The organism is Geodermatophilus sp. FMUSA9-8 (assembly GCF_037034165.1).
Taxonomy (GTDB): Bacteria; Actinomycetota; Actinomycetes; order Mycobacteriales; family Geodermatophilaceae; genus Geodermatophilus; species Geodermatophilus nigrescens.
Genome location: NZ_JBAGKE010000009.1, coordinates 212,230 through 233,320, shown reverse-complemented (window position 1 = coordinate 233,320; position 21,091 = coordinate 212,230). Strand labels below are relative to the sequence as shown.

25 protein-coding genes are annotated in these 21,091 nt (G+C 75.7%); 4 read left to right on the top strand and 21 right to left on the bottom strand.

Annotated features, from left to right (window positions below):
• Positions 1–18 precede the first annotated feature (18 nt).
• Together WA616_RS18810 and WA616_RS18805 are read left to right on the top strand one after the other, a co-directional pair.
• Entirely contained in the window at positions 19–780 is a 762-nt protein-coding gene (locus WA616_RS18810; RefSeq protein WP_336032269.1) for a polyphosphate kinase 2 family protein, read from the top strand.
• A complete protein-coding gene (locus WA616_RS18805; RefSeq protein ID WP_336032268.1) occupies positions 777–1,880 on the top strand; it encodes a DUF952 domain-containing protein in 1,104 nt (367 codons plus the stop codon). The genes WA616_RS18810 and WA616_RS18805 overlap by 4 nt, the downstream gene beginning before the upstream one ends.
• On the opposite strand, the gene WA616_RS18800 is transcribed toward WA616_RS18805, so the two are convergent.
• From WA616_RS18800 to rpsB, 5 genes are all read right to left on the bottom strand, one after another.
• Positions 1,844–2,866 (bottom strand): phosphatidate cytidylyltransferase, encoded by a 1,023-nt coding sequence (locus WA616_RS18800; protein WP_336032266.1) that lies wholly within the window; start codon positions 2,864–2,866, stop codon positions 1,844–1,846. The two genes, WA616_RS18805 and WA616_RS18800, sit on opposite strands and share 37 nt — an antisense overlap.
• A 175-nt stretch (positions 2,867–3,041) precedes the next feature.
• A complete protein-coding gene (gene frr / locus WA616_RS18795; RefSeq protein ID WP_073421830.1) occupies positions 3,042–3,599 on the bottom strand; it encodes a ribosome recycling factor in 558 nt (185 codons plus the stop codon).
• A gap of 89 nt (positions 3,600–3,688) precedes the next feature.
• Positions 3,689–4,474 carry a UMP kinase gene (gene pyrH / locus WA616_RS18790; protein ID WP_073421829.1) on the bottom strand — a complete coding sequence of 262 codons (786 nt, stop codon included), beginning with the start codon at positions 4,472–4,474 and terminating at the stop codon, positions 3,689–3,691.
• Between the two features lie 136 nt (positions 4,475–4,610).
• A complete protein-coding gene (gene tsf, locus WA616_RS18785; protein WP_073421828.1) occupies positions 4,611–5,426 on the bottom strand; it encodes a translation elongation factor Ts in 816 nt (271 codons plus the stop codon).
• A 92-nt stretch (positions 5,427–5,518) separates the two neighbouring features.
• Positions 5,519–6,448: a 30S ribosomal protein S2 gene (gene rpsB, locus WA616_RS18780; RefSeq protein WP_336032263.1), complete on the bottom strand. Its 930-nt coding sequence runs from the start codon at positions 6,446–6,448 to the stop codon at positions 5,519–5,521.
• Between the two features lie 298 nt (positions 6,449–6,746).
• On the opposite strand from rpsB, the gene WA616_RS18775 reads away from it, so the two are divergent.
• Entirely contained in the window at positions 6,747–7,277 is a 531-nt protein-coding gene (locus WA616_RS18775) for a murein hydrolase activator EnvC family protein (RefSeq protein WP_336032262.1), read from the top strand.
• Between the two features lie 7 nt (positions 7,278–7,284).
• On the opposite strand, the gene whiG is transcribed toward WA616_RS18775, so the two are convergent.
• The 15 genes from whiG to rpsP all read right to left on the bottom strand — a co-directional run bounded on the left by whiG (position 7,285) and on the right by rpsP (position 18,762).
• The gene (gene whiG / locus WA616_RS18770) at positions 7,285–8,085 is read right to left on the bottom strand and encodes an RNA polymerase sigma factor WhiG (RefSeq protein WP_336032261.1); all 801 of its coding nucleotides are present in this window, start codon (positions 8,083–8,085) and stop codon (positions 7,285–7,287) included.
• 81 nt (positions 8,086–8,166) lie between these two features.
• On the bottom strand, positions 8,167–9,102 hold the full coding sequence (locus tag WA616_RS18765) for a tyrosine recombinase XerC (RefSeq protein WP_336032260.1): 936 nt from the start codon (positions 9,100–9,102) through the stop codon (positions 8,167–8,169).
• 84 nt (positions 9,103–9,186) lie between these two features.
• A complete protein-coding gene (dprA, locus tag WA616_RS18760) occupies positions 9,187–10,446 on the bottom strand; it encodes a DNA-processing protein DprA (RefSeq protein WP_336032259.1) in 1,260 nt (419 codons plus the stop codon).
• Complete coding sequence (locus WA616_RS18755; protein ID WP_336032258.1) at positions 10,443–11,963, bottom strand: YifB family Mg chelatase-like AAA ATPase; 1,521 nt, start codon at positions 11,961–11,963, stop codon at positions 10,443–10,445. Before WA616_RS18755 ends, dprA begins: the two co-directional genes overlap by 4 nt.
• The gene (locus WA616_RS18750; protein ID WP_073421823.1) at positions 11,960–12,319 is read right to left on the bottom strand and encodes a YraN family protein; all 360 of its coding nucleotides are present in this window, start codon (positions 12,317–12,319) and stop codon (positions 11,960–11,962) included. Before WA616_RS18750 ends, WA616_RS18755 begins: the two co-directional genes overlap by 4 nt.
• 131 nt (positions 12,320–12,450) lie before the next feature.
• Positions 12,451–12,771, bottom strand: coding sequence for a DUF2469 domain-containing protein (locus WA616_RS18745; RefSeq protein WP_073421822.1), 321 nt, complete (start codon positions 12,769–12,771; stop codon positions 12,451–12,453).
• Positions 12,768–13,556, bottom strand: a complete 789-nt coding sequence (locus WA616_RS18740) for a ribonuclease HII (protein ID WP_336032257.1) — start codon at positions 13,554–13,556, stop codon at positions 12,768–12,770. Before WA616_RS18740 ends, WA616_RS18745 begins: the two co-directional genes overlap by 4 nt.
• A 180-nt stretch (positions 13,557–13,736) precedes the next feature.
• Positions 13,737–14,459, bottom strand: coding sequence for a response regulator transcription factor (locus WA616_RS18735; RefSeq protein WP_336032256.1), 723 nt, complete (start codon positions 14,457–14,459; stop codon positions 13,737–13,739).
• A gap of 256 nt (positions 14,460–14,715) precedes the next feature.
• On the bottom strand, positions 14,716–15,615 hold the full coding sequence (lepB, locus tag WA616_RS18730) for a signal peptidase I (protein WP_073421820.1): 900 nt from the start codon (positions 15,613–15,615) through the stop codon (positions 14,716–14,718).
• Positions 15,616–15,690: 75 nt separating this feature from the next.
• Entirely contained in the window at positions 15,691–16,047 is a 357-nt protein-coding gene (rplS, locus tag WA616_RS18725) for a 50S ribosomal protein L19 (RefSeq protein WP_073421819.1), read from the bottom strand.
• A 188-nt stretch (positions 16,048–16,235) separates the two neighbouring features.
• Positions 16,236–16,751 (bottom strand): NUDIX hydrolase, encoded by a 516-nt coding sequence (locus WA616_RS18720; RefSeq protein ID WP_073421818.1) that lies wholly within the window; start codon positions 16,749–16,751, stop codon positions 16,236–16,238.
• On the bottom strand, positions 16,744–17,487 hold the full coding sequence (trmD, locus tag WA616_RS18715; RefSeq protein ID WP_073421817.1) for a tRNA (guanosine(37)-N1)-methyltransferase TrmD: 744 nt from the start codon (positions 17,485–17,487) through the stop codon (positions 16,744–16,746). Before trmD ends, WA616_RS18720 begins: the two co-directional genes overlap by 8 nt.
• Entirely contained in the window at positions 17,484–18,008 is a 525-nt protein-coding gene (gene rimM, locus WA616_RS18710; RefSeq protein WP_336032249.1) for a ribosome maturation factor RimM, read from the bottom strand. The genes trmD and rimM overlap by 4 nt, the downstream gene beginning before the upstream one ends.
• 16 nt (positions 18,009–18,024) lie before the next feature.
• Complete coding sequence (locus WA616_RS18705; protein WP_073421815.1) at positions 18,025–18,261, bottom strand: RNA-binding protein; 237 nt, start codon at positions 18,259–18,261, stop codon at positions 18,025–18,027.
• Between the two features lie 3 nt (positions 18,262–18,264).
• Positions 18,265–18,762 carry a 30S ribosomal protein S16 gene (gene rpsP / locus WA616_RS18700; protein ID WP_073421814.1) on the bottom strand — a complete coding sequence of 166 codons (498 nt, stop codon included), beginning with the start codon at positions 18,760–18,762 and terminating at the stop codon, positions 18,265–18,267.
• Positions 18,763–18,920: 158 nt separating this feature from the next.
• On the opposite strand from rpsP, the gene WA616_RS18695 reads away from it, so the two are divergent.
• On the top strand, positions 18,921–19,319 hold the full coding sequence (locus WA616_RS18695; RefSeq protein WP_336032244.1) for a VOC family protein: 399 nt from the start codon (positions 18,921–18,923) through the stop codon (positions 19,317–19,319).
• Here WA616_RS18695 and WA616_RS18690 read toward each other — a convergent pair.
• Positions 19,289–21,061, bottom strand: a complete 1,773-nt coding sequence (locus tag WA616_RS18690) for a proline--tRNA ligase (protein WP_336032242.1) — start codon at positions 21,059–21,061, stop codon at positions 19,289–19,291. The genes WA616_RS18695 and WA616_RS18690 overlap by 31 nt on opposite strands.
• Between the last annotated feature and the right edge of the window lie 30 nt (positions 21,062–21,091).

Below are 21,091 nucleotides of genomic sequence, written 5' to 3'. Positions count from 1 at the left end.
TGCGCCACCCTCGGCGGGGTGGGCCGACTCGACGACGTGGACCTGACCCTGGAGCTGTCGAAGAAGGACGGCAACAAGCAGCTGGCCGAGGCGCAGCAACGGCTGGTGCACCTGCGGCTGTTCCTCGGCGGCCAGCTCGGCGGGCCGATCGGGCCGCCGGTGTGCGTGCTCTTCGAGGGCTGGGACGCCTCGGGCAAGGGCGGCGCGATCAAGCGGCTGGTCGACGAGCTCGACCCCCGGCACGTGCGGGTCGCCCAGTTCGCCGCCCCCACGCCCACGGAGAAGCGGCACCACTTCCTGTGGCGCTTCTGGCCGGTGCTGCCCGGCTGGGGCGGCATGGCCGTGCTCGACCGCACCTGGTACGGCCGGGTGCTGGTCGAGCGGGTGGAGGGCTTCGCCTCCGACGAGGCGTGGCAGCGGGCCTACGGCGAGATCGTCGACCTGGAGACCACGCTGGCCGCCGAGGGCACGATCCTGGTGAAGTTCTGGCTGCACGTCTCCCCCGAGGAGCAGCTGCGCCGCTTCGAGTCCCGCGCCGCCGACCCGTACCGCGCCTGGAAGCTCACCGACGAGGACTGGCGCAACCGGGAGAAGCGGGCCGCGTACGAGGCCGCCGTCGAGGAGATGCTCGAGCGCACCGACCATCCCGGCGGGCGCTGGACCATGGTGCCCGCCGACGACAAGCGCCACGCCCGCGTCGCCGTCGTCCGGGCGGTGTGCGAGGCGATCGAGGCCGGGCTCGCCGCCCGCGGCATCGACCCGGACGCGCCCGCTCCGTGAGCGTCCTGCTCCACCTGTGCACCAGCGGCGAGTGGCGGGCCGCCCTCGACGCCGGTGCGCTGCGGCCGCCCGGGCCGTTCGTGCACCTGTCGCGGCCGGAGCAGGTGCACCTGCCGGCGCAGCGGCTCTTCCCGGGGCGCCGCGACCTCGTGCTGCTCGTCGTCGACCCCGCCCGCCTGACCGACCCCGTCGTGGACGAGCCCGGCGTCGCGGGCGACCCCGGCGGCATGCGCTTCCCGCACCTGTACGGGCCGCTGCCGACGTCGGCCGTGGTCGCCGTCGTGCCCCATCGGCCGCCGGTCCCGCCGGTGCTGCCCGAGCCCGGCGACGCGCTCGGCCGGGCGCTCGCCCTGTCGCTGTCCCTGCCGGTGCGCCGGGCCCCCGACGTGCGCGACGTCCCCGGCGGCGTGGCGGTCCGCGACCCGCGCTTCCCGCACTCGTACGACAACAACAGGCTGCTGCTCGGCTCTCCCGTCGACGCGGGCACCGTCGCCGCGGCCGCGGCGGACCTGTCCGTGCCCGCCGCGCTGCTGTCCTGGCCCGGCGCCGCGGCGGTCGCCGCGGAGCTGGCCACCTCCGGCTGGGAGGCCACGGAGCTGCTGGTCATGACCCGCCCGGCCCACCCGCCGCTGCCGGGCGGCGAGCGGGCGGAGGTGCTGGCCGAGCCGCAGGTGCGCGCCTTCCGCACCGAGGCCTGGCGGCGCGACCTGCCCGCCGGCCTGCCCGACCGGGACGAGGTGGTCGCCCAGCTCGTCGGCCGGGAGCCGCTCACCGGCACCGTCGTGGCGGTGCACGAGGTGGCGGTCCGGGACGGCGGCCGCGTCGTCGCCGCCGGTCAGCTGCGGGTCGACGGCGCGACGGCGGCGATCGAGGCCGTGGAGACCGAGCCCGCCGCCCGCGGGCGGGGCGCCGCCGACGCCGTCCTCGCCCGCCTCGTGCGGCTGGCCGCCGACGCCGGGTGCGACCTGGTCGCGCTCGAGGCCGACGCCGCGGACTGGCCGCGGCACTGGTACGCCCGGCGCGGCTTCGCCGTCGCCGGGTCGGTGTGGGAGGTGGCCCGGCGTCAGGCGGGCGGCGCCACCCAGGCCAGCAGCAGGTAGGCGACGGCGGCCGACGGCAGCAGGCTGTCGAGCCGGTCCATGATCCCGCCGTGGCCGGGCAGCAGCGTGCCCATGTCCTTGATGCCGAGGTCCCGCTTGATCAGCGACTCGCCCAGGTCGCCCACCGTCGCGCTCACCGCGAGGCAGACGCCGAAGAGCACGCCGCCCCACCACGGCCCGCCGAGGGCGAGGGTGACGATCGGCGTGGCGACGGCGACGCAGGCCACGATCGAGCCGGCCATCCCCTCCCAGGACTTCTTCGGGCTCACCGTCGGCGCCATGGGGTGCCGCCCGAACAGGACGCCGGCCGCGTAGCCGCCGACGTCGTTGCCGACCACGGTGGCGATGAACGCCAGCACCCGGGCGGCGCCGTCGTCGGGCACCAGCAGCAGCACGGCGAACCCGGCGAGCAGCGGGACGTAGAGGGCGACGAAGACGCCGGCGGTGGCGTCGCGCAGGTAGCCCTCGGGGCCGTCGCCGAGCCGCCACAGCAGGACGGCGACGACGATGAACAGGAACCCGGCGACCAGCCCGTCGGTGCCGCGGGTCCAGGCCAGCGCGAGCATCGCCACCGTGCCCACGAGGACCGGCGCGAGCGGCACCCGGACGTTGCCGGCCTCCAGCGCCCGGACCAGCTCGACGACGCCGACCAGGATCGCCACGGCGATGACGCCGAGGAACGCCGGCGGGTAGACCAGCAGCGAGGCGATGATGACCGCGCCGAGGCCGAGGCCCACGCCGATGGCCGCGACCAGGTCGCGCCCGGCGCGGCTGCTCTTCGGCGGGACGAGGTCCGGCTCGGGGTCGGGGCCGGGCACCGGGGCGATCACCGGGCCGCCGTGGGTGTCGTGGTCGTCCGCCGCCACCGCCGGGACGCCGGCCACCGGGGCGTCGGCGGGCGGGACGGCGGGGGCCGGGACGGCGATCTCCTGGGTGCCGGGCGGCTCGGCCCGCGGCACCGCGATCGGGCTGGTCGGCGGGGCCACCGGCCGGACGGGGCCGGTCGCCGGACCGTGGCCGCCCGCCGGCGGCGGGGGTGAGGGTGCACGCCGGACGGCCGGGATCGGCCCGGTGTCGGCCGCCCCCTCGGGGGCTGCGCCGGACGGACCGGCCCCGGCGGCGTCGGGACGGGAGGTCATCGGAGGGGCGGGGCGGAGCGGCTCAGACCTCGAGCAGCTCGGTCTCCTTGTTCTTGACCGCCTCGTCGATGCTCGCGACGTGCTGCGCGGTGAGGTCGTCGAGCTCCTTCTCCGCGCGGCGCACGTCGTCCTCGCCGGCCTCGCCGTCCTTGGCGATGCGGTCGAGCTCCTCCTTGGCCCGGCGGCGCACGTTGCGGATGGCGACCTTGGCGTCCTCGCCCTTGCTGCGCGCCTGCTTCACCAGGTCGCGGCGGCGCTCCTCGGTCAGCTGCGGGAAGACCACGCGGATGATCTGGCCGTCGTTGGTCGGGTTGACGCCCAGGTCGCTGTCGCGGATCGACCGCTCGATCGCCGAGAGCTGGCTGTTGTCGTAGGGCTTGATGACCGCCATCCGCGCCTCGGGCACGGTGATCGACGACATCTGCGGCACCGGGGTGGGTGCGCCGTAGTAGTCGACGAGGATCTTGTTGAACATCGACGGGGCGGCGCGTCCGGTGCGCACCGAGCCGAGGTCCTCCCGCGCGACCGACAGGGCCTTGTCCATCCGCTCCTCGGCGTCGAGCAGGGTGTCGTCGATCACGGGTCTCTCCTCCTGCGGCGGGCGGTGTCCGCCGTCGTCCTGCGGTGCGGTGCGGTGTGCTGCGGAGCCGGCGCCCGGGCGGCGCCCGCTCAGCTGATCAGCGTCCCGATCCTCTCACCCGCCACGGCGGCGGCGATGTTGCCGTCACGCAGCAGGTTGAACACCACGATCGGCATGCGGTTGTCCATGCAGAGGCTGATAGCGGTGGCGTCGGCGACCTTGAGCTGGTCGGCGAGGACCGTGGCGTAGTCGAGGTCGCGGTACATGGTCGCCGCCGGGTTGGTGCGCGGGTCGTCGTCGTACACGCCGTCGACGCCGTTCTTGGCCATGAGCAGCACCTGGCAGCCGATCTCCAGCGCGCGCTGGGCGGCGACGGTGTCGGTGGAGAAGTACGGCATGCCGGCGCCGGCGCCGAAGATGACCAGCCGGCCCTTCTCCATGTGCCGCACGGCCTTGCGCGGGATGTAGGGCTCGGCGACCTGGCCCATCTCGATCGCCGTCTGCACCCGGGTCTGCAGGCCGACCTGCTCGCAGAACGCCTGCAGGGCCAGGGCGTTCATGACCGTGCCGAGCATGCCCATGTAGTCGGCCTGCCGGCGGTCCATACCCGCCTGCGACAGCTCGGCGCCGCGGAAGAAGTTGCCCCCGCCGACGACGACGGCGACCTGCGTGCCCGAGTCGACGACGGCGGCCAGCTGGGTGGCGATGTCGTGGACGATGCCCGAGTCGACGCCGACCTTCCCGCCCCCGAAGGCCTCACCGGAGAGCTTGAGGAGCACCCGCTGGTAGCCCGCGCCGTCGGCGGGCTGGAAGGCACTGGGGGCCGAGAGCGGCGGGCTCTGCGGCGCGGTCTGCGGCGCGGCGGTGTCGGTCAACGGTCCATCCCTCGCTCGACGTCGTTCCGGTGATCCTGCCAAACGGGCCGCGCGGCGCCAGCCGGGCCCGGACAGGCCACCGGCCCCGTCCCGGGTGCGGGACGGGGCCGGTGGGGTGCCTCGTGCTGCCTGGAGGTCAGGCCTGGCCGACCTCGAAGCGGGCGAACCGCTGCACGGTCAGGCCCGCCTCGTCGACGATCTGCTTCACCGTGCGCTTGGGCTCGGTGATCGACGGCTGCTCGAGCAGGACGAAGTCCTTGTAGTAGGCGTTGACCCGGCCCTCGACGATCTTGACGATCGCCTGCTCGGGCTTGCCCTCCTCCTTCGCCGTCTGCTCGGCCACGCGGCGCTCGGTCTCGACGGCCTCCGCCGGGACCTCCTCGCGGGTCAGGTAGCGCGGGCGCGCGGCGGCGATGTGCATCGCCAGCGAGCGCGCGGCCTCCTCGTCGCCGCCCTGGTACTGCACGGCGACGCCGATGGCCGGCGGCAGGTCGGTGGCCCGCTTGTGCAGGTACACCGCGGTCGGGCCCTCGAAGGTGGCGAAGCGGGAGAGGACGAGCTTCTCGCCGATGCGGGCGGACTCGGACTCGATCAGCTGGGCGACGGTCTGGCCCTCGACCTGGACGGCCATGAGGTCGTCCAGGGTCGCCGGGGACTGCTCGAGGACGATCTCGATGAGCCGCTCGGCCAGCGCGACGAAGTCGGCGTTCTTGGCGACGAAGTCGGTCTCGCAGTCGAGCTCGAGCAGGGCGCCGTGCTTGCTGACGACGATGCCGTTGGTCGTGGAGCGCTCGAGGCGCTTGCCGACGTCCTTGGCACCCTTGATGCGCAGCAGCTCGATGGCCTTGTCGTACTCGCCGTCGGCCTCGGTCAGGGCCTTCTTGGCGTCCATCATGCCGGCGCCGGTGGCGTCGCGGAGGCGCTTGACGTCGGCAGCGGTGAAGGCGGGCATGTCACTTCCTCACGGGTCTGAAGGGGGTGGTGCGGACGTGCCGCGGCGCCGCCGCCCGGCCCGCGGGGGGCGGGACGGCGGCGCCGGCGGGGTCAGCCGTTCTGGGCGCCCTGGGTGCCGGTGGAGGTGTCGCCGGTGGCGGGCACGCCCTCGACCGGGGCCACTACGTCGGCCGAGACGGCCGGCGGGGCGGCCGGGGTCTCGGGGAGCGGGGTGGCGGCGCCGTCGTCGCCCGCACCGCCGGTGAGCAGCTCGCGCTCCCAGTCCGGCAGCGGCTCGTCGCCACCGATGGCCTGCTCCCCGCCGTCCTCGCGGCCGGCGTTGGCCTGCGACGCCGAGCGGGCCATGAGGCCCTCGGCGACGGCGTCGGCGACCACGCGGGTCAGCACGTTGATCGCGCGGATCGCGTCGTCGTTGCCCGGGATCTTGTAGTCGACCTCGTCGGGGTCGCAGTTGGTGTCGAGGATCGCGACGACCGGGATGCCCAGCTTGCGGGCCTCACCGACGGCGATGTGCTCCTTCTTGGTGTCGACGATCCAGATGGCGCTGGGCACCTTCTGCATGTCGCGGATGCCGCCGAGGCTGCGCTCGAGCTTGGCCTTCTCGCGGGTCAGGCCGAGCTGCTCCTTCTTGGACAGGCCGGCCATCACGCCGGTCTGCTCCATGTCCTCGAGCTCCTTGAGGCGCTGGAGCCGCTTGTGGACGGTGGAGAAGTTGGTGAGCATGCCGCCCAGCCAGCGCTGGTTGACGTAGGGCATGCCGACGCGCTGCGCCTGCTCGGCGACGACCTCCTGCGCCTGGCGCTTGGTGCCGACGAACAGGATCGTGCCGCCGTGCGAGACCGTCTGCTTGACGAACTCGTACGCCGCGTCGATGTACCCGAGCGTCTGCTGCAGGTCGATGATGTAGATGCCGTTGCGCTCGGTGAAGATGAAGCGCTTCATCTTCGGGTTCCAGCGGCGGGTCTGGTGCCCGAAGTGCACGCCGCTGTCGAGCAGCTGCTTCATGCTGACGACTGCCATGGTCGCCTTCCTGTCTGCGCGCGGCCGCAGGACGGCCGCGCTCCTCGGTTGACGCGGGCGCCGGGTGGCTGCCCGCCCTGGCGTCCTGCTGACCCACCGACCCGGTGCGGGACCGGGACCGAGGTGGGGCTGCCCCGCCGTGCGAGGCGGGAGGAGGACGCGCGGAGTCGACCCGCACAGACGGGTCGCGCCTGACAGCATACGCGGCGCCGTCCGGGCCCCTCCCCCGCCGTCGGGTCCGTCCACAGGCCGGCCCTCCGGGCCTCGCTGCGTCCATCGGGGCGCGAGGCTCGCCGGCGTGCTCCCCCGCCTGCTGCCGGTGCTGCTCCTGGCCCTCGCGGCGCTGCTCGCGCCGGCCACCGCGGTGGCCGAGCCGGCCGCCGGGCCCGTGGCCGGGGCCGTCGTCGGGGCCGGGTCACCGTGGGTGTCCCCGCTGGGCGACCCGCCGGCCGTGACCCGGCCGTTCGAGCCGCCGCCGACGCCGTACGGCCCGGGCCACCGCGGCGCCGACCTCGGCGGCGTGCCGGGCGACGTCGTCCGGGCGGCCGGGGACGGCGTCGTCGTCTTCGCCGGGATGGTCGCCGGGCGGCCGGTGGTGAGCGTCGACCACGCCGGCGGCCTGCGGACGACCTATGAGCCGGTGGCCGCCTCCGTCGCCGCGGGGCAGGGCGTGGCGCGGGGCGACCCGCTGGGGACGCTCGCGCCGGGGCACGCCGGGTGTCCGGCCGCGGCGTGCCTGCACTGGGGCCTCCGCCGCGGCGAGGTGTACCTCGACCCGCTGGCGCTGCTGCGCCCGCCGCGGGTCCGGCTGCTGCCGCTGCGCCCGTGAGGGGCGGTCAGGCGATGTCGGCCAGCTTCGTGCGCAGGTGCAGCACGGCCTTGGTGTGCAGCTGGCAGATCCGGCTCTCGGTGACGCCGAGGACGCGGCCGATGTCGGCCAGCGTCAGCCCCTCGAAGTAGTAGAGGCTGACGACGACCTTCTCCCGCTCGGGCAGTTGCTCGACGGCGCGGGCCAGCAGCTGGCGGGACTCGCCGTGCTCGGCGACGGCCTGCGGGTCCAGGGCGTTGGCGTCCTGCAGCGTGTCGACCAGGCGCGGGGCGCCGCCCTCGTCGTCGGTCAGCAGCTCGTCGAGCGCGACGACGTTGACCAGGGACAGCTGGCCGAGGAACTTCCGGACCTCCTCGACGTCGAGGTCCATCTCCGCCGCGATCTCCTCGTCGGTGGGGCTGCGCCGCAGGCGGCTCTCCAGCGCGGCGACCGTGCGCTCGAACTGCCGGGCGCGGTTGCGCACCGACCGCGGGATCCAGTCGGTGCTGCGCAGCTCGTCGATGATCGCGCCGCGGATGCGGGCCATCGCGTAGCTCTCGAACTTGACCTCGCGCGAGGGCTGGTAGCGGGTGATCGCGTCGATGAGGCCGAAGGTGCCGTGGGAGACGAGGTCGGCCTGCTCGACGTGCGCGGGCAGGCCGCTGCCGACCCGGCCGGCGACGTACTTCACCAGGGGGGCGTAGTGCAGGATCAGCCGGTCGCGCAGCGCGGGTGACCGGTCGGCGACGTACTGCGCCCAGAGGTCGGCGAGCGCCGCGTCGGCGTCCTCGTCGGACCCCCCGATCCGGTGGATGGTCGCCTCGGGCACGTCTGCGCTCCCCGTGTGGTGGTCGGTCGGGTCCCCGCGGTGCGGCGGGGCGGGCCGGGTGGTCTCGGGCACGGCGGGCGCTCAGGCCCTCGGGTGGGCCTGGGCGTGCACCGCCCGCAGCCGCTCGACCGTCACGTGCGTGTAGATCTGCGTCGTCGCGAGGCTAGCGTGGCCGAGCAGCTCCTGGACCGAGCGCAGGTCGGCGCCGCCCTCGAGCACGTGGGTGGCCGCCGAGTGCCGCAGCCCGTGCGGCCCGACGTCGGGCGCCCCGGGGGCCTTCGCCACGGCGGCGTGCACGGTGCGCCGGGCCTCGCGCGCGTCCAGGCGGCGTCCGCGCGCCCCGAGCAGCAGGGCCGGGCCGGAGTCGGCTGTGGCCAGCGCCGGCCGGCCACGCACCAGCCAGGCGTCGAGCGCCCGCTCCGCCGGGGCGCCGTAGGGCACGCTGCGCTCCTTGCGCCCCTTGCCGAGCACCCGCAGCAGCCGGCGTCCGCGGTCGACGTCGTCGACGTCGAGGCCGACCAGCTCGCTCACGCGGATGCCGCTGGCGTAGAGCAGCTCCAGGACGGCGGCGTCGCGCAGGCCCACCGGGTCGTCGGCGCCGGCGGTGGACTCGACGACCGCGCGGGCCTGGTCGGGGGCGAGCACGTCGGGCAGCGTGCGGTGGGCCTTGGGGCTGACCAGCCGCAGGCCGACGTCCTCGGGGGTCAGGCCGGCGCGGCGCAGCCAGGCGGTGAACGAGCGGGCCGCGGCGGCGCGGCGGGCGGTGGTCGCCCGGCTGGCGCCCTTCGTCCGGCCCTGCGCGAGCCAGCTGCGCAGTACGGCGAGGTCGAGCTCGTCGACGCGGGTGCCGCCGCGGCGGGCGAGGTGGTCGAGCAGCCAGACCGCGTCGGTGACGTATCCCCGGACGGTGTGCGCCGAGAGGTCGCGCTCCCCGGTGAGGGCGTCCTCGTAGCCCTCGAGCGCCGCGGCGAGCGCCGGCGGCAGCGCGGCGCGGGCGTCGGCGGTCCGGGCGGTCACGTCCCGACCGTCCGACGACACCCCCGCCCGGTCAAGGCGCCGCGCCGGTCGGCCGCCCGCGACGGAACGGGCGTCCCACCGTCCTCAGCGGCGCCGCGCCCGCTCCGGTGGCGGGGCCAGCCGCCAGCCGGTGCCGGTCCACTCGACCAGCCCGGAGATCTCCAGGCCGGGCAGCACCCGCATCGCCTCCAGCGGCCCGCAGCCGGCGACCGCCGCCAGCCGCTCGGCGCTCACCCCGGCGCGCACCGGGCAGGCGTCGAGCACCCGCCGCGCGAGGTCCGACAGCCCGTCGCGCGGGGAGTCCGGCCGGTCGGGCGGGTCGGCGAGGTCGCTGCCCAGGTCGCCCACCTCCTCGATCACCTGCGCGGCGCTGGAGACCAGCCGGGCGCCGGACTCCGCGTCGCGCAGCAGCTCGTGGCACCCGACCGACAGCGCCGAGGTGACCGGGCCCGGCACGACCAGCACCCGCTTCCCCAGCGCCTGCGCGCGGCGGGCGGTGGCCTGCGCACCGGAGCGGGCCGCGGCCTCCACCACCACGGTGCCGCGGGTGAGCCCGGCGATGAGCCGGTTGCGGACCAGGAAGCGGTGCCGGTGCGGTGCCGCGCCCGGCGGCCACTCGCTGACCAGCAGCCCGCCGCCGTCGACGATGCGGGCGAAGACCGTCGAGTGCGCGGCCGGGTAGGCGCGGTCGACGCCGCACGCCAGCACCGCCACGGTCGGCGCACCGGCGGCCAGCGCCCCGCGGTGCGCGGCGACGTCGATGCCGTAGGCGCCGCCGGAGACCACCGTCCAGCCCCGCTCCCCCAGCTGCGCGCCGAACTCGGCGGCGACGTGCTCGCCGTAGGACGTCGAGGCCCGTGACCCGACCACGGCCACCGATCGGTCGACGGCCGCGTCGAGCGGCGCCTCGCCCCGCACCCACAGTGCCATCGGCGGCATCAGCGCCTTCGTGCGGTCGAGGTCTCCCCCGCCGCCGTCCCCGCTGTCTCCCCCGCCGGCGTGCGCGGCCACGGTCAGCGGGTGCAGGGCGAACGCCGGCCACTCGTCGTCCTCGGGCACGACGAGCCGGGCGCCGCAGCGCTCGGCGCGGCGGAGGTCGGCGAGGCTGGCGTCCTGCTCCGCCCGCGCGCCGACGAGGGCGCGCAGGGCGGCCGGTGCGGTGCCGTCCCGCAGCGCGCGCACCGCCGCCGCGGGGCCGACGTCCTCGACGTACCGCCACAGGGCCACCGAGCCGGGCTCGGCGGCCCGGGTGAGCCACGCCCTGGCCCGGCGCACGCCGGCCGCGCCGTCGGGGGTGCCCGGCGCCTCGACCGCCGCGGCGAGGTCGTCCTCCAGCCCGGTCACGCGGCCACCCGCTGCAGCCGCATGCCGAGCGCCTCGGCCACGTCGTCGGCGTGCGGCACGGGACGCCCGTCGAGGTCGGCGAGCGTCCAGGACACCCGCAGCACCCGGTCGAGGCCACGCACCGACAGCAGGCCGCGGTCGAGCGCGCGCTCGGCCAGCGCCAGTGCCGGCCGGGGCACCGGCCACCGCTCCCGGAGCAGCCGGCCGGGCACCTGGCTGTTGAGCGCCAGGCCGGTGCCCCGCAGCCGGGCGGCGGCGGCCTCCCGCGCGACCGCGACCCGGGCCGCCACGGTCGTCGTCGACTCCGGCTCGGCACCGGCGCCGAGCCACGCGGCGCGTCCGACCGGCGGCAGCTCGACCCGCAGGTCGATCCGGTCGAGCAGCGGGCCCGACAGCCGCGCCTGGTACCGGCGGCGCTCCAGCGGGCTGCAGGTGCAGGCCGCGTCCCCGGCGGCGCTGGCGCACGGGCACGGGTTGGCGGCCAGCACCAGCTGGGCGCGGCACGGGAAGGTGGCCGACCCCGCCGCCCGGCTGATGGTCACCGCGCCCCGCTCGAGCGGCTGGCGCAGGGTGTCGAGCGTCGCCCGCGGGAACTCCGGCGCCTCGTCGAGGAACAGCACGCCCCGGTGGGCGCGGCACAGGGCGCCGGGGCGGATGGCGCCGGAGCCGCCGCCGACCAGGGCCGCCATCGTGGCCGAGTGGTGCGGTGCCTCGAAGGGCGGCCGGCTCACGAACGGGGCGTCGGGCGGGAGCGTGCCCGCCACCGAGTGGATGGCGGTGACCTCCAGCGCGGCGCGCTCGTCGAGGACCGGCAGCAGCCCGGGCAGCCGCTCGGCGAGCATCGTCTTGCCCGCGCCGGGCGGGCCGGTGAGGAACAGGTGGTGCCCGCCGGCCGCGGCGACCTCGACCGCGCGCCGCCCGGCCGCCTGGCCGACGACGTCCCCGAGGTCGGGCACCGGCGCGGGGGGCGGCAGCGGACCGCGGGCGTGCGCCGCGAGCCGGGCCCGCCCGGACAGGTGGTCGACGAGGTCGCCCAGCGTCCCGGCGGGCAGCACCTCCGCGCCGTCGACCAGGGCCGCCTCGTCGGCGTTGCCGGCCGGGACGACGACGGTGCGGTGCCCCGCGCGCCTGGCGGCGAGCACGGCCGGCAGGACGCCGCGCACCGGGCGCACCGACCCGTCGAGGCCGAGCTCGCCGAGCAGCACCAGCCCGTCGGCCGCGTCGGCGGGCACCGCGCCCGCGGCGGCCAGGACCGCGGCGGCCAGCGCGAGGTCGAACCCGCTCCCCTGCTTGGGCATGGAGGCCGGCGAGAGCCCGATGGTGATGCGGCGCATCGGCCACGACGCCCCGGTGTTCACCACGGCGGCGCGGACCCGGTCGACCGACTGGCGCACCACGGCGTCGGGCAGGCCGACCAGCGCGACGCCGGGGAGGCCCGCCGACATGTCGACCTCGACCTCGACCATCGCGCCGGTGACGCCGGCCAGGCCGACCGACCAGGTGCGGGCCAGGGTCACGAGAACGCCCCGCGCAGGTGGGTGACGAGCGCCGGGCCCGCCGGGCGGACGAGGACGCCGACGACGTCGAAGCGCAGGTCGGGCGCGTGCTCGTCGTGGGCGGCGAGCCAGCGCCGGGCCAGCGTGCGCAGGCGCCGCTGCTTGGCGGCCGGCACCGCCTCGACCGGGTGGCCGAAGCCGGTGGCGCGGCGGGTCTTCACCTCGCAGAAGACGATCGCCGCGCCGTCGCGGGCGACGATGTCGAGCTCGCCGTCGCGGCAGCGCCAGTTGCGGTCGAGGACGCGCAGGCCGGCGTCGGTGAGGTAGGTCGCGGCGATCGACTCGCCGCGGCTGCCGAGTTCGGAGGGAGTGGGCACCCGCCGACCGTCACCGCGGCCGGCCCCGGGAGGGGGCGTCCGGCGACGTCTGTGGACACCGGACGCGCCTGTGGACGGCCGCGGCGGTCCCGTCGGCCCCGCCGGTCAGCGTCCGGGGCGTGGAGGCGACATCAGGTGATGCGGGGCCCGTCGGGCAGCTCGAGGTCGGGCTTGTCGAGCTCCTCGACGTTGACGTCCTTGAACGTCAGCACGCGCACGTTCCGCACGAAGCGGGCCGGGCGGTACATGTCCCACACCCAGGCGTCGGAGAGCTTGAGCTCGAAGAACACCTCGCCGCCGGCCTCGCGCACCTGCAGGTCGACGGAGTTGGCCAGGTAGAAGCGCCGCTCGGTCTCCACCACGTAGGTGAACTGGCGGACGATGTCCCGGTACTCGCGATAGAGCTGCAGCTCCATCTCGGTCTCGTACTTCTCCAGGTCCTCGGTGCTCATCGCGGGTCTCCGGAGATCGTGCGCATGCCCCCATCATCGACCATGCCGCCCGCGGCGGTGAGGTGGAGTTCCCGGCCGGCGTGCGCGTCGCGGGCGCGGACGACGTTGACGAAGCGCGACCGGTGCTCCGGGCAGGGGCCGTGACGCTCCAGCGCGGCCGTGTGCGCGCCGGTCGTGTAGCCCTTGTGCACGGCGAAGTCGTACTCGGGGAACCGCTCGTGCAGGTCGAGCATGATCCGGTCCCGGGTGACCTTCGCCAGCACCGACGCCGCGGCCACGCACGCCGCCACCCGGTCGCCCTTCCAGACGGCGAGGGTGGGCACGCCGAGGCCGGGCACCGGGAAGCCGTCGGTGAGCACGTAGTCGGCCGGCGGGTCGAGCGCGCTCACCGCGCGGCGCAGCGCCTCGAGGTTGGTGACGTGCATGCCGCGCGCGTCGAGGTCCTCGACCGGGATGACCACCACCGACCAGGAGACCGCGCGGTCGACGATCTCGTCGTAGGCCCGGTCGCGGGCGGCGGCGGTGAGCAGCTTGGAGTCGGCGAGCCCCGGCACGCGGCCGCGGCGGCCGGCGGGCAGCACGCAGGCGGCGGCCACGAGCGGGCCGGCGCAGGCGCCGCGGCCGGCCTCGTCGGCGCCGGCGACGGCGGAGAACCCGCGCCGGCGCAGCGAGCGCTCCATGTCCCACAGCGCGTCGCTGCCGGGCGGCTCCGGCGGTGCCGGACGGCGGGTCCGGGCGGCCGGCACGGCGGCGGCCCGGTGGGCGGGGGGAAGACGGCCTGCCATCGCCGTCCGACAGTACGACCCGGCACCGACGGACCGGACCGGGCCCGGGGGGCCCGCACCACACGGCCGCGGGCCGGCCCCCGGGTCAGTGGGGACCGGCCCGCGGACCGGAGCGGACCGAGAGGCCCGCGGTGCCGGACCGCCGAGGAGGCGGACGGTCCGGGCAGAGTGGATGGAGGTTCAGACCTCCACGGGGGCGGGGGCGGCGGCCACGGCGTGGGCGCCGCAGCTGCAGGCGGCGGTGCCGCGCGAGGACAGGACCAGGGAGACGGCGTGCGCGCGGTCCCGGGCACCCAGCTTGCGCAGGATCGCCTTGACGTGCGACTTGACGGTGTCCTCGCTGATGAACAGGTTGCGGCCGATCTGGCGGTTGGACTGGCCCTGCAGCAGCTCGTCGAGGACGTCCTGCTCGCGGCGGGTCAGCGGCACCTCGGGGGTGAGCGGCTTGGCCACCGGCGCGGCGGCGGCACCCTCGACCCGGCGGATCTGCGGGTCCACCACGGTGCGGCCGGCACGGGCGGCCAGGATCGCCCAGCCGAGCAGGGTCGGCGAGGTGTTGAGCATGAGGTAGCCGCGGACACCGGCGGCGACGGCCTCGTTCACGACGGCCGGGTCCTCGGAGGTGGCCAGCGCGACGACGGCGACCCGGGGGAAGCGGCGGCGCAGGTCGCGGACGACGTTGAGGGTGGCGGCGCGACCGGCACCCAGCTCGACGACCACGGCGTCGGGGCGGGCGGTCTCGACGAGGGTCAGCGCCCGGCGGAGCTCGCCCGGGGTGCCCACCGACTGCATGCCGGCGGTCTCGTTGACCATGCTGACCAGGCCGCGGCGCAGGACGGGGGCGTCGGCGAGGAGGAGCACGCGGGTGACGCCGCGGGTGGCGCTCGCCAGGGGTGCGGACACGACTTACTCCATTTCGGGGAACCGGTGTTGCTCTCGATTACTCCATCGGGCGGTATTGGCGGCCGCTTGAACACTTCTTGGGGATTTTTTCTGCCTTTTCTGGTGCGGCCGTCGTCACACGGGAAACGCGCACCGGTCACCGACTCGCGATTGTCGACATGGGGACGACCATTCTGCGGAATGGTCGGACGGGAAAACGGCGACGGCGCCGCCCCGGGGAGGGACGGCGCCGTCGAGGGAGCGCACGGGGAGCGGGTCAGCCCGGCGGGGCGCGGCGCAGCCGCCGTCGCCGGTTCCACACCGCGACCGGCAGCGCACCGACCAGGCCGGCGCCCAGGGGCAGCACCTGGCCGATCCGGCCGCTCGTGGCGGCGGCCTCGGCGGCCTGGATGTCCGGGGAGTCGAGCGTGCCGAAGCGGTCGACCGGCCAGACGATGAGCGCCGCCTTGCCGATGACGTCGTCGACGGCGATCGTGCCGCCGTAGCGGTCGCCGACGTGCGCGCGGGAGTCGGCCGACGCCGAGCGGTGGTCGCCCATGACCCACAGGCGCCCCTCGGGGACCGTCACCGGGCCGAACGGGCGGCTCTCCAGCGGGGTGTCCTCGAAGATGTAGGGCTCGTCGAGCGGCTCGCCGTCGACGGTCACCCGGCCCTCGGCGTCGCAGCACTGCACGGTCTGCCCGCCGGTGGCGATGACCCGCTTGACGTAGTCGTCCTCGCTCGGCGGCGCGACACCCACGGCGCGGCCGAGCCACAGCAGGCCGCCGGTGAACCAGTTCGAGGGCTCCTGGTAGTCGACCTCGGGCACCCAGGTGTCGGGGCCCTCGAAGACGACGATGTCGCCGGGCTCGGGCTCGCCGAACCAGTACGGGACCTTGTTCACCAGCACGCGGTCGCCGGTGCAGCCCGGGCAGCCGTGCAGCGTCTGCTCCATCGACCCCGAGGGGATGAAGAACGCCTGGGCGAGGAACGTCTTGACCAGCAGGGCCAGGACGAAGGCCACCAGCAGCAGCACGGGCAGCTCGCGCAGGAGGGAGCTCTTCTTCTCCGGCTGGGCGGGCCGGCGCCGCCAGAGGGACCGTCGGGCCGCCGTCCTGGGCGGCGGGTCCTCCCCCGGGACGACGTCGGCGGGCCCACCGGACCGGTCGCTGCTCATCAGGAGTCAGCGTACGGCCGCGGTGGACCCGCCGCGGTCAGGCCGGGCGGAGCCGGCCGGGGAACGGAGGTCGCGTCAGCGCGCGACGGTCTCGCGCTTCTCCTTGATCTTGGCGGCCTTGCCGCGGAGCTCGCGCAGGTAGTACAGCTTGGCGCGGCGGACGTCACCGCGGGTCAGCACCTCGATCTTCTCGACGACCGGGGTGTGCACCGGGAAGGTGCGCTCGACGCCCACGCCGAAGCTGACCTTGCGGACGGTGAAGGTCTCGCGGATCCCACCGTTCTGGCGGCGGATCACCACACCCTGGAAGACCTGGATGCGCGAGCGGTTGCCCTCGACGACGCGGACGTGCACCTTGACGGTGTCCCCGGGGCGGAACTCGGGGATGTCGTCGCGCAGCGAGTCGGCGTCGAGTACGTCCAGGGTGTTCATCGCAGCATTCCTCGGTCTCAGCGTGTGGCTCGTCGTCGGCCCGGGCAGCGGGGCGCCCCACTCCGGACCAGGTGTCGGCTGCGACTCCGGGAGGGAGTTGCCCGTCGGCGGGCGCCTCCGGTCTGCAGCGACTCTCTACTGTGCCACATCCGCGCCACCCTGCCGAGCGCGGCCCCCGGGCGACGGGCTCAGTCGACCACGCGGGGTGGCCGGCGCCACGGCCCGGCGAGCAGCTCCGGCAGCACGGCGGCGAGCTCGCGCGGCGCGAACTCCACGTCGGCCGCGGCGATCTCCGCCGCGGTCCACCAGCGGTGCGGCTCCTCGCCGAGCAGCTCGAGCTCGGTGCGGCCGGCCGGGTCGACCTCGTGGACGACGTCGCGCAGCACGAAGAAGGTCTCGCGCGAGTCGACCTGCACGCCCGCGAAGGGACCCACGTGCCGGCGGAACCACACCGGGCCCTCGAGGGCCGCGGGGTCGACGACCAGGCCGATCTCCTCGGCGAGCTCCCGGGCGGCCGCGACGCGCACGCTCTCGCCGTCCTCCACTCCCCCGCCGGGCGTGTACCAGAACAGCACGTCGCCGGGCGGGACGGCGGGGTCGGTCAGCCGGGCGCCGAGCAGCAGCACCCGGCCGTCGGGGTCGAGGACGACGACACGGGCCGTCGGCCGGACCACCGCCCGGGCGACCTCCGCGCGGTCAGGCACCGTCGAGAACCGCCCGCTCGGCGGGGGTGAGCGCGTCCCCGGGGAGCGCGGCCAGCAGGTCCGGGCGCCGGGTGGCGGTCCGCCGCAGCGACTCCGCGCGCCGCCAGCGGGCGATCGCCGCGTGGTCGCCGGACAGCAGCACCGGCGGGACGTCGAGCCCGCGCCAGGACGCCGGGCGGGTGTAGGACGGGCCCTCGAGCAGCCCGTCGGCGTGCGAGTCGAACTCCACGGACTCGCGGTTGCCGACGACGCCGGGCAGCAGCCGGGTGACCGCCTCGACCATCACGAGCACCGCGGACTCCCCGCCGGCGAGCACGTAGTCGCCGATCGAGACCTCGGACACGGGCCCGGCGGAGGCGGCCCAGTCGGCGACCCGCTGGTCGATGCCCTCGTAGCGGCCGCAGGCGAAGACCAGCCCGGGCTCGGCGGCCCACTCGGCGGCGACCGCCTGGGTGAACGGGCGGCCGGCCGGCGTCGGCACGACCAGCCGGGTGCCGGGCGGGCGCACCGCCTCCAGCGCGCGGGCCCACGGCTCGGGGCGCATGACCATGCCGGGGCCGCCGCCGTAGGGGGCGTCGTCGACGGTGCGGTGGACGTCGTCGGTCCACTGCCGCAGGTCGTGCACGCCGACGGCGACCAGGCCGCGGTCGGCGGCCTTGCCGAGCAGCGACTGGCGCAGCGGCGCCAGGTACTCGGGGAAGATCGTGACGACGTCGACGCGGTACGGCTCGCTCACAGGTCGAGCAGCCCCTCGGGCGGGTCGACGACGACGAACCCGCCGGGCACGTCGACCGTGGGCACGATCGCGGCGACGAACGGGACGAGCAGCTCGCCGCCGTCGACGCGGCGCACGACGAGCAGCTCGGCACCCTCGTGCCGGACGGCGGTGACCTCGCCCAGCGGCGTGCCGTCGGGCAGCCGGGCGGCGAGCCCGACGAGCTGGTGGTCGTAGAACGCGTCGGGGTCCTCGAGGTCGGGGAGCTCGTCCACGGGGACCTCGAGGAGGGTGTCGCGCAGGGCCTCGACGGCCTCGCGGCTGTCGTAGCCCTCGAAGGCGAGCAGCAGCACGTCGCGGTGCCAGCGGGCCGCGGTGATCGTCAGCGGCCCGCGCCCGGCGGGGTCGGTGCGGAGGGCGACGCCGACGCGGAAGCGCGCACCGGGGTCGTCGGTGCGCACCTCGACGGTCGCTTCACCACGGACACCGTGGGGCCGGCCGATCCGGCCGACCACCACGGTGTCCTGGGGAGGGGTTCCCACGTGCGGGACGCGGGGCTCAGCGCCCGTCGGTGTCGACGACGTCGACCCGCAGGCCGCGGCCGCCGACGCCGGCCATGACGGTGCGCAGGGCCTTGGCGGTGCGACCGCCGCGGCCGATCACCTTGCCGAGGTCGTCGGGGTGCACCCGGACCTCGAGGGTCTTGCCGCGGCGACCGCCGACCAGGTCGACGGTGACGTCGCGCGGGTGGTCGACGATGCCCTTGACAAGGTGCTCGAGCGCCTCTTCGAGCACGTCTTACTCGGCGGGCGTCGAGGTGGCACCGGCCGCCGGGCCCTCGCCACCGGCACCGGCGGCCTCGGCCACCGTGTCGGCGGCGCTGCTGTCGGCGGTGTCGGCGTCGGCCTTGGGGGCGGCCTTCTTCTTCGGGGTGGTGGCACCCGCGGCGGGCTCCTCGCCGTTGCCGCGGACGGCCTCCTCGTAGAGGGCCTTGCGGTCGGGCTTGGGGGCGGCGACCTTCATGGGCGGCGGCGCGGCCTCGCCCTTGAACTTCTGCCAGTCACCGGTGACGCGGAAGATGGCCGCGACCGGCTCGGTCGGCTGCGCGCCGACACCCAGCCAGTACTGCGCGCGGTCGCTGTCGACCTCGATGAAGGAGGGGTCCTCCTTCGGGTGGTACTTGCCGATCGTCTCGATGACGCGACCCTCGCGCTTGGTGCGCGAGTCGGCGACGACGATGCGGTAGTACGGAGCACGCATCTTGCCCAGACGCATGAGCTTGATCTTGGTGGCCACGGTGGCTCGAACTCTCCTCGAACGCTGTTCGTCGGTGCTCGCCGGACGGACGCGTGGGGTTACGCCGGGGCGGAGCCAGGGACACGGCCGGCGTCGGTGAGAGGGCCGCGCACCGCCGTGTTCGACCGACCATGATGCCAGACGCGAGGAGGTCCGCCGTGACCAGCCGGGGTCTGCTCCACCACGTGGAGCTGTGGGTGCCCGACCTCGACCGGGCGGAGCGCTCGTGGGGGTGGCTGCTGACCGCGCTGGGCGCGGCGCCGTACCAGTCGTGGGAGCACGGCCGGTCCTGGCGGCTCGGCGACGTGTACGTCGTGGTCGAGCGCTCCCCCGACCTGGCGGCCGGCGTCCACGAGCGGCGCCGGCCGGGCCTCAACCACCTGGCGTTCTGGGCCGGGAGCGACGGCGACCTCGACGCGCTGGTGGACCAGGCCCCGGCGCACGGGTGGCGGCTGCTGTTCGCCGACCGCCACCCGTTCGCCGGCGGCCCGGACCACCGGGCCGCCTACCTCGAGGACGCCGACGGCTACGAGGTGGAGCTGGTCGCCGGGCCCTGACGCACGGCGGCCAGGACGGCGGCCGCCGCGTCGGCGACCGGCACCTCGGTCCGGTCCCCGCTCACGCGGTCGCGGACCTCGACGACGCCCTGCGCCAGGCCGCGCCCGACGGTGACGATGGTCGGCATCCCGAGCAGCTCGGCGTCCTTGAACTTCACGCCGGGCGACACCTTCGGCCGGTCGTCGTAGAGGACGGTCAGCCCGGCGCCGACCAGCTCCCGCGACAGCGACTCGGCGGCCTCGAAGACGGCGGCGTCCTTGCCGGTGGCGACGACGTGCACGTCGGCCGGGGCGACCTCGCGCGGCCACACGAGGCCGAGCTCGTCGTGGGTGGACTCGGCGATCGCGGCCACGGCGCGCGAGACGCCGATGCCGTAGGAGCCCATCGTGACCGTGACGAGCTTCCCGTTCTCGTCGAGCACCTCGAGGCCGAGGGCCTCGGCGTACTTGCGACCCAGCTGGAAGATGTGCCCGAGCTCCACGCCGCGGGCGAGCTCCAGCGGGCCGGAGCCGTCGGGCGCGGGGTCGCCGGGCAGCACCTCGGCGGCCTCGACGGTGCCGTCCCAGGAGAAGTCCCGGCCGGCGACGAGGTCGAACACGTGCCTGCCGGGCGCGTTGGCGCCGGTGACCCACCGGCTGCCGGGGACCACGCGCGGGTCGACGAGGTAGCGGATGCCCGACTCGCTGCCGCTGCCCAGCACCTGCGGGCCGATGTAGCCCTTGACCAGCGCGGGGTGGGCCTCGAAGTCGGTGAACGGCTCGACCTCGGCCGGCGCCACCTGGGCCTCCAGCCGCTTGGCGTCGACCTCGCGGTCGCCGGGGATGCCGATGACCAGGGGCTCGCGGGTGCCGTCGGGGTGCACCAGCGTGACGACGACGTTCTTCAGCGTGTGCGCGGCGGTGTACCCGGCGTCGGGGAACAGCTCGTCCGCGACGGCGACCAGCGTCTCGATGGTCGGGGTGTCGGGGGTGTCCTCGACGTGCGCCTCGGGCAGCCCGTCGAACGGCACGGCCTCGGGCACGACGGTGGCGACCGCCTCGACGTTGGCCGCGTAGCCGCCGGCCGAGCGCACGAAGGTGTCCTCGCCGATGTCGGTGGGGTGCAGGAACTCCTCGCTGCGCGACCCGCCCATGGCCCCCGACATCGCCGAGACGATGACGTACTCGAGGCCGAGCCGGTCGAACACGCGGATGTAGGCGTCACGGTGCGCGGCGTAGCTCTTGTCCAGCCCGGCGTCGTCGACGTCGAAGGAGTAGCTGTCCTTCATCGTGAACTCGCGGCCGCGGAACAGGCCGGCGCGGGGCCGCGCCTCGTCCCGGTACTTGGTCTGGATCTGGTACAGCGACAGCGGCAGGTCCTTGTACGACGAGTACAGGTCCTTCACCAGGAGCGTGAACATCTCCTCGTGCGTGGGGCCGAGCAGGTAGTCCGCGCCCCGGCGGTCCTGGAGCCGGAACAGGTTGGGGCCGTACTCGGTCCAGCGGTTGGTCGCCTCGTAGGGCTCGCGGGGCAGCAGCGCCGGGAAGTGCACCTCCTGCGCGCCCATCGCGTCCATCTCCTCGCGGATGACGCGCTCGACGTTGCGGAACACCCGGTAGCCCAGCGGCAGCCAGGTGAAGCCGCCCGGCGCGGCGCGCCGGATGTAGCCGGCGCGGACCAGCAGCCGGTGGCTGGGGACCTCGGCGTCGGCGGGGTCGTCGCGCAGGGTGCGCAGGAACAGCGTGGACATCCGCAGGAGCACGGGAGCAGTGTCCCAGCACCGGCGAAGCGG

Coding starts and splice junctions, on each gene's coding strand:
- tsf (WP_073421828.1), bottom strand. CDS start 5,426: ATGCCCGCCTTCACCGCTGCCGACGTCAAGCGCCTCCGCGACGCCACC.
- rpsB (WP_336032263.1), bottom strand. CDS start 6,448: ATGGCAGTCGTCAGCATGAAGCAGCTGCTCGACAGCGGCGTGCACTTC.
- WA616_RS18745 (WP_073421822.1), bottom strand. CDS start 12,771: ATGAGCACCGAGGACCTGGAGAAGTACGAGACCGAGATGGAGCTGCAG.
- WA616_RS18740 (WP_336032257.1), bottom strand. CDS start 13,556: ATGGCAGGCCGTCTTCCCCCCGCCCACCGGGCCGCCGCCGTGCCGGCC.
- lepB (WP_073421820.1), bottom strand. CDS start 15,615: ATGAGCAGCGACCGGTCCGGTGGGCCCGCCGACGTCGTCCCGGGGGAG.
- rplS (WP_073421819.1), bottom strand. CDS start 16,047: ATGAACACCCTGGACGTACTCGACGCCGACTCGCTGCGCGACGACATC.